Here is a 9,561-nt window from a genome sequence, read left to right as displayed (position 1 = left end):
CATGGCAGCCAAGCGAAAGACGAAAGCCCGCGAGGCGCAGCTCGCCTTCGAAGCCCTCTCGATCGAAGGCGGACTGCTCTCGCCCGAGTGGCTCTCGAAGGTTGCCCAGCTTCAGGCTGGCACCCAGGCCGAGGCCGACTACCGCATCCCCAAGGGGCTGAACCTACGCGACGAGATCGGCCGCTACTGGCGCATCGCGCAGGCGCACTGGGCCGACTTCAAGTCGGGCCGCGAGGCCAAGGCCGACACGAAGGCGATCTCCGAACGCTTCGTCCTAGCGCTCCTCCGCGACGCGTTCGGTTTCATGTCGCTCACGGCGGTGGAGCCTGCCATCCTTGCGGAGCGCTCGTACCCCATCGGCTACACGGCTCTCGGCGGTCGTGTGCCCGTCGTCATCGCTCCGGCCGACAGCGGGCTCGATGCGCTCGCGTCGGCGTTCGGCGAGGGAAGCCGCAAGCGGAGCGTCTTCGGCCTCGCGCAAGAATACCTGAACGCGCAGGAAGGCGCGCTCTGGGGCATCGTCAGCGACGGTACGTCATTGCGCGTCGTGCGCGACAACGCGAGCCTCACGCGGCCCGCATGGATCGAGGCCGACCTCCAGCGCATCTTCACGGAGGAGCGCTACGCTGACTTTGCTGCCCTCTGGCTACTCTGCCACGAGACGCGCTTCGGTCGAGAGGGCCAGGCGGTCACCGAGTGCACGCTCGAGGCCTGGCGCAACGCGGGCCGAGAAGAGGGCACGCGCGCTAGAGAGCACTTGCGGCGCGGCGTCGAGGAAGCGCTCATCACGCTCGGCCAGGGCTTCCTCTCGCACGCCGAGAACCAGGCCCTGCGTGCTGACCTGCAGAACGGCACGCTGCCGGTGAAGGACTACTTCAACCAGCTCTTGCGGCTGGTCTACCGGCTTATCTTCCTCCTCACGGCGGAAGAGCGCGGATTGCTCCATCCCGACGGCACGAGCGACGCGGCCAAGGCGCTCTACACAAACGGGTACGGGATGCGGCGCCTGCGCGAGCGCTCGGTGAAGCGCAGCGCCCGCGATCGCTTCTCGGATTTGTGGGAGGCGACCAAGATGGTGTGTCGGTGCCTCGGCGCCGGCGAGCCGCGTCTCGGCCTGCCTGCGCTCGCAGGCATCTTCGCGACGAACCAATGCCCGACGCTCGATGCGAGCAAGCTCGAGAACCGTGCGCTTCTCCTCGCCGTCTTCAAGCTCGCGTGGCTTCGCGAGGACGGCAGCCTCTCGCGTGTGAACTGGCGTGACATGGGCCCCGAGGAGCTGGGCAGCGTCTACGAGAGCCTCCTCGAACTCGTCCCACGGATCGCCAAGGACGAGCGCCAGTTCGCCTTCGCCACCGGCGGCGAGACGAAGGGCAACGCGCGCAAGACGACGGGCAGCTACTACACGCCCGACAGCCTCGTGCAGGTGCTGCTCGACAGTGCGCTAGAGCCCGTCATCGCCGACACCATCGCGAAGAACCCCGGCAACCCCATCGAGGCGTTGCTCGGCCTCTCGATCGTCGATCCTGCGTGTGGCTCGGGCCATTTCATCCTCGCGGCCGCACGAAGGCTTGCGGCACACGTTGCGCGCTTTCACGTGAACGGCACGCCTTCGGCCGCCGAGTACCGGCATGCACTTCGTCAGGTCGTCGGCCGCTGCATCTTTGGCGTCGACCTGAACCCGATGGCCGTCGAGCTGTGCAAGGTCGGCCTCTGGATGGAGGCCGTCGAGCCGGGGCTCCCGCTCACGTTCCTCAACTCGCACATCCAGCACGGCAACGCGCTCCTCGGGACGACGCCGGAACTCATGGCGAAGGGCATCCCCGATGCGGCGTGGGACCCCATCGAGGGCGACGACAAGAAGACCGCGAGCTCGCTCAAGAAACGCAATAAGAAGCACGCCGTCGCGGAACAGATGGCCATGTCGTTCCTCGTGCCTATCTCGCAGACCGAGGCGCAGACCGTCACGCGCGCGGTTGCCGAACTCGACGCGGCGAGCGACGTCAAGCTCGAAGAGCTGACGAAGAAGGAGGAGCGCTGGGACGGTATCCTCGGCTCGCCGGAGTATCGCCACCAGAAGTTCGTGGCCGACGCCTGGTGCGCGGCGTTCGTGTGGCCGAAGCAACCTGGGGAGCTGACGGACGCTGCGCCTACGAATGAGCTGTGGCGGCAGATCCGGGATGGGCAGGGGAGCGCGCCGGCGCTGACGGCGAAGACCGTCGGGGAGCTGGCGGAGCAGTACCGGTTCTTCCACTGGCACTTGCAGTTCCCGCAGGTGTTCGCGAGGGGCGGGTTCGACGTGGTGCTTGGCAACCCGCCGTGGGAGAAAGTGAAGCTGCAGGAGCAGGAGTTCTTCGCAACGCGTAGCGAGGAGATCGCCACGGCCGCGAACGCGGCGACGCGCAAGATGCTCATTGCGAAGTTGCCCAAAGCGAATCCGCAACTCTGGGCAGATTGGTGTGCCGCGAGTCGACGAGCCGAAGGGGAGAGTCACTCTATCCGTCAATCAGGCCGCTATCCGATGTGCGGTAAAGGCGATGTAAACACGTACGCAATCTTCGCCGAGCACAATCGTTCGTCGCTCGGGCCGCGCGGGCGAGCGGGCTTCGTCGTGCCGACGGGCCTTGCGACCGACGACACCACGAAGGAGTACTTCAGCGAGCTTGTGTCCAAGCATGAGTTGTTTCGCTTCTACAGCTTCGAGAACGAGGAGTTCATCTTCCCCGGTGTCCACCACGCCTTCAAGTTCGCGCTCCTCGCCATCTCGCGTTCCGGTGGTGAGAAGGCTGCGGACCTCACGTTCTTTGCGCGGACGACCAGCGCGTTGGCCGATCTTGAGCGTCACTTCTCGCTGGCGCCGGACGACTTCGAGACGCTGAACCCGAACACCCGAACCTGTCCGACGTTCCGGTCCCGACGTGATGCGGAGATTAATCTACGAATCTACCGCGCCGCCGGCATTCTGCTTCGAGATGATGACGCAGATGGCAATCCGTGGAAGTTCCGAATCCACAGTCGTCTCTGGCACATGGCGGAGGACGCTGACGCTTTCCACACCGCCGACTCACTCCGTGGACTGGGATGGCAGGGCCAGGGTCCTCGCTTTGTTCGCCAGGACGAGACCATGGTCCCACTTGTGGAGGCGAAGATGCTGCATCACTTCGACCATCGTTTCGGCACCTATGCTGGACAGAGTGATGCCCAAGCGAATCAGGGAAAACTTCCTGAACTCGATGACGCACAGCACGCAGATCCACACCTACTGACGCTGCCGCATTACTGGGTAGATGAGCGAGAGGCGGAGCGGCGGTTGGCGGAGTTCTGGACGCGGGGATGGCTCCTTGGGTGGCGGAAGATAGCGCGGTCCACGGACCAAAGGACGATGATTGCCGTTCTTTTTCCCAAGACCGCTGCGGGTGACGCCATTCCGCTCGCGTTTCCGGGCGCGTCTCCTTCCTTGGTTGCGGCGCTCTACGCCAATCTGTGCACCTTCGCCCTCGACTACTGCGCCCGGCAGAAGGTTGGAGGCACCAACGTCACTTTCAACTATGTGAAGCAGTTCCCCGTGCTCTCTACGGCACGGTTTAGCGAGCGGTGTCAGTGGGCCGATGGCTCGTATGTTGATTGGCTTCTGCCGCGCGTCCGCGAGCTCGTCTACACAGCGTGGGATCTTGAGCCGTTCGCGCGCGATGTCGACTACGCCGGAACGCCGTTCCGCTGGGATGCAGAGCGACGCTTCCGGCTTCGCTGCGAACTCGATGCAGCGTTCTTCCATCTGTACGCGTTCTCACGCGACGAGGTCGACTACGTGATGGAGACGTTCCCGGTCGTCCGGAGGAACGACGAGAAGGCACACGGCGAGTACCGTACCAAACGAGTCATCCTCGACGTTTTCGATGAGCTGACCAAGGCCGCGCAGATCGGAAAGCCCTACCGCACGTCCTTGGACCCACTGCCGGGTACGTCGGGCGCGGGCTACGGCACGTTCTCTCCTGACGGTACACCGAGGGATTATGCAGAGGCGCTCCGCATGGGTCTGCTTTTCACGCTCATCCGCTGCAGTGGAGAGGGGGGCATCTCGTCGGGCGCGCTCTCTCGTGCGCTGCTGTGGCTCCGGGATTCGAAACACGCGACCTCGTGGCTCGACGGAACGTTGCTTGCCGACTTCGAGCGCATCCGAGAATCAGACCCCCTCATCGCCGACGGTACAGCCGATAGCCAATCGACGAAGCTGCTCGAAGCGCTTGAGAACGAGAAGGCAATCACGCAAGACGGGAAAGGCATCGTGCGGCTGCGCGCAAGAGGTTCGATTCCCAACTGGCTCCCGCAGACCCCGACGCTGGCCAGGCTGGCGAGCGTAATGCTCGGGGCGTTGGAACGCGCTGAGCAAGGCGCCGCGACGACGCCGGCCGTTGAGAAGGTGACGACCGGAAGGGCGAAACGCGCATGACAGACCATGCTCCGCGCCTTCGCATCGACCGCTTGGTGATCGTCGAGTCCCGCTTGCCGACCAGCTTCATTCGGGACGTTCGTCTATGCGCGGGGCTCAACATCATCTGGGCTGAAGAGCTGACATCCACCGAGGGGACGACGGAGGTCGAGCGTGCCGGCCACGGCGTCGGCAAGAGCACGTTCTCGCTCATGCTCCGCGCGGTGCTGGGCGACGATGGTGCGGCAGTGAAGACAATGCGCAACCACCTTGCAGATTGCTACGGCAGCGGAGGAATCGCCGCCGAAGTGGTCGCTGGTGAGGAACGGTTCGCGGTGTTCCGCTCGTTCGGCGCGCAGAGCCTTGCGCTCAGGAACGGCACCGTGGAGAGCCTCTTCGAACCAAACGCGAAGGCTGACGCCATCGACTTCTCGACCTACGTGACGGCCCTTGGCGAACAGGCATGCTTGCAGCATATGCCAACGCGCGCGTTGCCAGTCACCGGCCAGACCGTCGAGTGGGAACACGTGCTGTGCTGGGTCGCTCGAGACCAAGCGTTGGGCTTGCGCCAGTACTTCGAGTGGCGCAACGACGAAAGGACCGGCTTGCGCCGGAAGGTGAAGGACCCTCCGGCTCTCGTGAGGCTTGTCCTCGGACTCCTTTCGAACTCAGAGGCCAAGGCCGAGGAAAGGGTCGCCAGCATCAATAATGAGCTCTCGACGGCCCGCGACACGCTCAGGAGCGACGAGCAACGGGGTACGAACACTCGTAGCATCGTCGAGACGCAGCTCCGCGCATGGGCAGGCGTGAGCAACTCGCTGCAGATGGTCGCCGATGATCTCTTCGCGGAGTCTGTCGAGAAGGAGACCCAGCGGAAGGCGAGGCAACTCGAAACCAGGAACGATGAGGACCGGACACTGGTCGCCGCCTTGGACCGAGAACTCGTAGAGCTAGCGGCTGACATCAAGACGCAAGAACGAATCGTCGAGTTGGCGAAGGCACGGTGGGAGGAGACCGTGGCACTTCGGAACAAAGACGACAAGTCACTGAAGGAAATCCGCGAGCGACGGGACAAACTCCTCACGCTGTCGGGCACCTGCCAGTACGGTGGAGTCTCCTTCAGCGAATGCAGTTACGTCCAGGCGCAACGCGACGCGGTCAAACTCACCGCGAAGCGTGACATCAACGTGCTCACGAAGATGCTCGAGGAGCATGCCGACCGTGAGGCGGCCGAGAAGGCCGACTACGAGCGGGAGGTGAAGGCGCTCAGCGAGTTCATGGACGCGCGGGAAAATAAGACCAAGCACAGGGCGAACCTGAGCTTGGCTATCGAACGCCGATTGCGACAGCTCGGTGAGGGCGATGCGGTTCGCCGGTCGCTCACGCAATGGCAGGAGAGCCACCAAGCCCCCGAGACGGAAAAGTTACGGGACGCACGTGCTGCGGTCGTGAATCTCGAGAAGAAGCTCGAGGCGGCCAAGGGTGCCAAGCTCGCGACGCAGCAGCAGATGTCCGAGCGTGAGCGGCAGATAGCTGCACGAGCCTCCAAGCTCGCCAAGGCGTTCGGCGTGAACGGGCACTACGTACCTTCGGATGAGAAACGTCCGTTCCAGATGCTCGGCGCCGACGGCGATGCGTACACGGTGCTGGAGATCCTGCTCTGCGACCTCGCGTGCGCGGTGGACGGCGCCAGCGGCGGAGGAGCGCATCCCGGGCTCCTGATCTTCGACTGTCCCCGCGAGCGCGAGATGAGCCCGCACCTCTATGACCGGTTCCTGACCCTTGTGGACGAAGTCTGCAAGGCGGCGCCTGGCCTTCAGGTGATCCTCACGACGACCACGGCGCCTCCGGGGTTACTTCGCGAGCCTCCCAAGTGCATCCTCAAGCTGTCGCGCGCGAGCGACGAGAACATGCTTCTCAAGCGCCGCATCGAGAACCTGCTCGCGCGGGCGACGCCACTCTCGCGCGACACCTCCGACGAGGAGGAACGGTGACGACTTCGCTATCGTCCATCATCGTTTCGCGCCTAGAGAAGGCGGCCACGGACAATGGGTTCGACCAAGAGCTCGAGCCTGAGGGCGACTGGCTCGTCTTCGCGAGCACGCAGAGCCGGCTCCGCGTGTGGCTTGGGGCGTTCGACGACGTCGTTTTCCTCGCGGCGTTCTCGCAGCAGAACGTTGCCCGTGCGCTTGGCGAGTACGGCACGCCTGTGGCCGCGCCGATGCCGAAGGGCGCTGTCGCCGGACGCACCGTGCTCGACGTGCCTGCGCTGCATCGGCTCCTGCGGCGCGCGTTCCAGCTCTCGAAGGCGCTCCCGAACGAGCTCCTTCACACGTTCGATAAGCAGGTCGCAGCGCTGCCAAAGACGACGGAGGCCGAGCGGTTCGTCGTCCAGCGAGTCGGACAGAACCTCTTCCGCCAGGGGCTCCTGGACCTGTGGGAGGGGCGATGCGCCGTGACCGGTCTCGCCATACCGGCGCTCCTGCGCGCCAGCCACATCAAGCCCTGGGCCGACTGTGAGACCGATGCCGAGCGGCTCGACGTGTTCAACGGCATCCTGCTCGCGCCGCACCTTGATGCCGCCTTCGACCGGGGCTTCATCACGGTGCAAGACGACGGAGCGATCGTCGTGAGTGATACGCTCGACGCCAACGCCCGCGCGGTCCTCGGACTCGACCAAGCGCTGCGAGTACGCGGCCTTGGGGACGGTCACCGCAGCTACCTGCCGTGGCACCGCGAGCGTGTGTTCAACGCCCCTCTGGCGGTGCAGTCATGAGACTCCGTCGGCTTGAGATGTCGCTGGAATGGCGGCACATCGCCGAGACCGCTGCACTTGTGGGACCGGGCGACTCCTGCAAGTCGACGAGCCTCGACGCCAACGTGGCGTTCGCGCACTTGAGGCGCGGCCGTGACAAGGGCGATCGGCGGTGACGAGACGATCGCCCACATTCACCATCGCCGACCTGTACCTCGCGTTTCGCCAGGCGAAGACCGCCTTGTACTTCGAGAAGCGCGGCGTCGGCCTGCTCGAGCTCGCGGCGTACGAGCAAGAACTGCCCAAGAACCTCAAGAAGCTGCAGCACAGAGGGGCGGATATAGCCGAGTGAGCAACACGTCTCCCCTCCTCCGCATCGGCCAGCGTTCACGCCCGCGGGCCTCGTACACGTCTCCCACATGGTGCGACATTCTGGAATCGAAGCCTTCAGCGCCTACGCTGTACCGGAAAGCGCGGCGGCATAGGCCGGATGCTTGTCCTGATTACGGCGAGATCTCGCAGTCGCGAAAGAGGACGTTCATCATCAAGCCGTCGACACGACCGCGCACAGTCACCTTGCTACCCTTGGACAGGGCGGCGGCGCGCTTCTCCTGCCCGTCAGCGACGCAGCACTGCACCTCGGGGATCTCGAAGGGCTGACCAGTGCCGACGATGACGTAGATGGAGTCGGTGATGTCCTTCTTCACGTCGCCGACGACCCCGGTGACCTGGACGAGCTGCCCCTTGAACTCCCCGTCGGCGCGCACCTCGTTGTCCTTGTACTCCCCGAGCAGCTTCTCGATGGGTACGCGCCGCACGACGGCATCAGCCAGAGCTGTTCAAGCCGCGCTTGGACGCTTGCCTGTCCGCGCCTCTTTGTTTCAAGCTCGCCAGCGCCTTGATCCAAGAGCCCAGGAGCGCAGTCCCATGACCCCCCGCCCGATCGCTTTCGCGCTCTCCTCCCCGGTATCGTCCCAACCACTGACGCCGCCCCGATCCCCCGAGCCACGCCTGCTCGGACTTCCGCTCTCCCAGTATGCAGGTGTGCAGGCTGGCCTCGCCCAAGGTGTCTCCTTGGAGCAGGTGTTGGCTCACGAAGGTGTGGACGCTCGCACCTACGCGGAGGCGGCCCCCGCTTGGGCCGAGCGACTCGCCGAGGCGGACGAAGGCGACGAGGGGCCGCTGGAGACGGCCTACGAGGAGCACCTCGCACGTGCCCAGGAGCGGTACGCGCGGCGCGTCCTGCCCCTCGCCGAGGACCTGCGCGCCTGGCTCGCGTTCCTGCAGTGCTTCTCGAGCGCTCCGGATCCACCGGCGCTGCTCGCGCAGCTCGGGCTGCGGCTGCAGGAGGTGGCGCGGCTGCAACGGGACTGGGGACGTCGGCTGGCCACGCAGCCGGAGCTGCTGCGCGAAGCGGCCTGCGCCGGGGGGGGGTGCCCGAGGCCCCTGCCGGAGATCGTCCTGGAAGCGCCGTGGCCTGCGCTGCCCGAGCCGCTGGACGAAGCCGCGCTCCGGGACCTCGCGCCCCACGGCGACGAGGATGACGACGAGGACGACATCGACGAAGGCGACGAAGACGAAGGCGACGACGACGCGACGTCGGTGGCGCCGCCGCTGTTCGTGCCGTTCGAAGCCATGGAATCCGCGCCCCGGGACCGCGCGACGGCACCCGCAGCGGCAGCGCTGGCGGTAGCGGCAGCGGCGCCTGCAAAGGAAACGTCAGAGGACGAGGATGAGGATGAGCGCGAGCGCGAGACGCTGCACCCCCTGACCTCGACCGCAGCCCGGCGGAAGGCTGCGGTGGCGGTGACGGAGACGCAGGCGGCGCCGCTCCTCACGCCCAAACTCCTCTTGCCGTTCCGCGAAGATCCGGCTGCGCTGGTGCAGTTCCTGGCGGCCGCGCCGCCACCCGATCTGGCGCCGCTGCGAGATCGAACGTCCGAACCGGCATGGGGCGAGGGTACAGCCGCACCGGCGCTGGTCCCGGCGGGCCCGGCGCTCCCGTTCGAGCGGCCCAAGACTGCGGCAGAGGCCTGGTGGGAGGCTTCGGAGCCCGAAAGCGATCCCACGGTGCAGACCGCGCTGGCCCCCCTCGTGCAGTCGGGCCCGGCGCTGCCCTTTCGACCCGCCGCACCGGTCTCGCAGCCTGACCTGTCGCTGGGCCTCTATGCGTCACTCTGCGCGGAGCTCGCCGTCCATCCCAAGGAGTCGGAGCAGCTCTTCAGGCTGTACGGGCTCGGCGATCTAGAGACGCGCCGTGCGGTCGACATGGCCTGGAAGGCGCGGCTCGCGCAGCAGCCGGAGCTGTATGCGGCGTGGCAGGACCTCTACCGGAGACACCTCGCGCTCTTCGTGGCAAAGCGTCGCGTGCTGGGCTGAC

The 9,561-nt window shown here is 65.7% G+C and carries 7 protein-coding genes; 6 read left to right on the top strand and 1 reads right to left on the bottom strand.

Translation table 11 applies throughout. The features are described from left to right. Window position 1: 1 nt before the first annotated feature. The 5 genes from CAP_RS14445 to CAP_RS14430 are packed head-to-tail and all read left to right on the top strand — an operon-like array spanning window position 2 to window position 7,533. Window positions 2-4,447, top strand: coding sequence for an Eco57I restriction-modification methylase domain-containing protein (locus CAP_RS14445; protein WP_063748689.1), 4,446 nt, complete (start codon window positions 2-4; stop codon window positions 4,445-4,447). 32 nt (window positions 4,448-4,479) lie between these two features. Further along, entirely contained in the window at window positions 4,480-6,420 is a 1,941-nt protein-coding gene (locus CAP_RS14440) for a coiled-coil domain-containing protein (protein ID WP_156040795.1), read from the top strand. Next, window positions 6,417-7,202, top strand: coding sequence for an HNH endonuclease (locus CAP_RS14435; RefSeq protein WP_044240974.1), 786 nt, complete (start codon window positions 6,417-6,419; stop codon window positions 7,200-7,202). The genes CAP_RS14440 and CAP_RS14435 overlap by 4 nt, the downstream gene beginning before the upstream one ends. After that, complete coding sequence (locus tag CAP_RS50360) at window positions 7,199-7,357, top strand: hypothetical protein (protein WP_156040794.1); 159 nt, start codon at window positions 7,199-7,201, stop codon at window positions 7,355-7,357. The genes CAP_RS14435 and CAP_RS50360 overlap by 4 nt, the downstream gene beginning before the upstream one ends. Continuing rightward, window positions 7,354-7,533 carry a hypothetical protein gene (locus tag CAP_RS14430; RefSeq protein ID WP_044240972.1) on the top strand — a complete coding sequence of 60 codons (180 nt, stop codon included), beginning with the start codon at window positions 7,354-7,356 and terminating at the stop codon, window positions 7,531-7,533. The genes CAP_RS50360 and CAP_RS14430 overlap by 4 nt, the downstream gene beginning before the upstream one ends. Before the next feature lie 151 nt (window positions 7,534-7,684). Here the strand turns inward: CAP_RS14430 and CAP_RS14425 are convergent, their stop codons facing one another. Next, window positions 7,685-7,999, bottom strand: a complete 315-nt coding sequence (locus CAP_RS14425) for an OB-fold protein (RefSeq protein WP_052375192.1) — start codon at window positions 7,997-7,999, stop codon at window positions 7,685-7,687. A gap of 283 nt (window positions 8,000-8,282) precedes the next feature. Here CAP_RS14425 and CAP_RS14420 point away from each other — a divergent pair, with 283 nt between their 5' ends. Beyond that, window positions 8,283-9,560 carry a hypothetical protein gene (locus CAP_RS14420; protein WP_231511464.1) on the top strand — a complete coding sequence of 426 codons (1,278 nt, stop codon included), beginning with the start codon at window positions 8,283-8,285 and terminating at the stop codon, window positions 9,558-9,560. The last annotated feature ends 1 nt before the right edge of the window (window position 9,561 follow it).

This window comes from Chondromyces apiculatus DSM 436 (genome assembly GCF_000601485.1).
Classification (GTDB): domain Bacteria; phylum Myxococcota_A; class Polyangia; order Polyangiales; family Polyangiaceae; genus Chondromyces; species Chondromyces apiculatus.
Note: the sequence above shows the minus strand (reverse complement) of the source record. Positions and strands in the feature narration are given on the sequence as shown.

Excerpts from the sequence above, each read along its gene's own strand:
- CAP_RS14445 (WP_063748689.1), top strand. The coding sequence starts at position 2 with ATGGCAGCCAAGCGAAAGACGAAAGCCCGCGAGGCGCAGCTCGCCTTC.
- CAP_RS50360 (WP_156040794.1), top strand. The coding sequence starts at position 7,199 with ATGAGACTCCGTCGGCTTGAGATGTCGCTGGAATGGCGGCACATCGCC.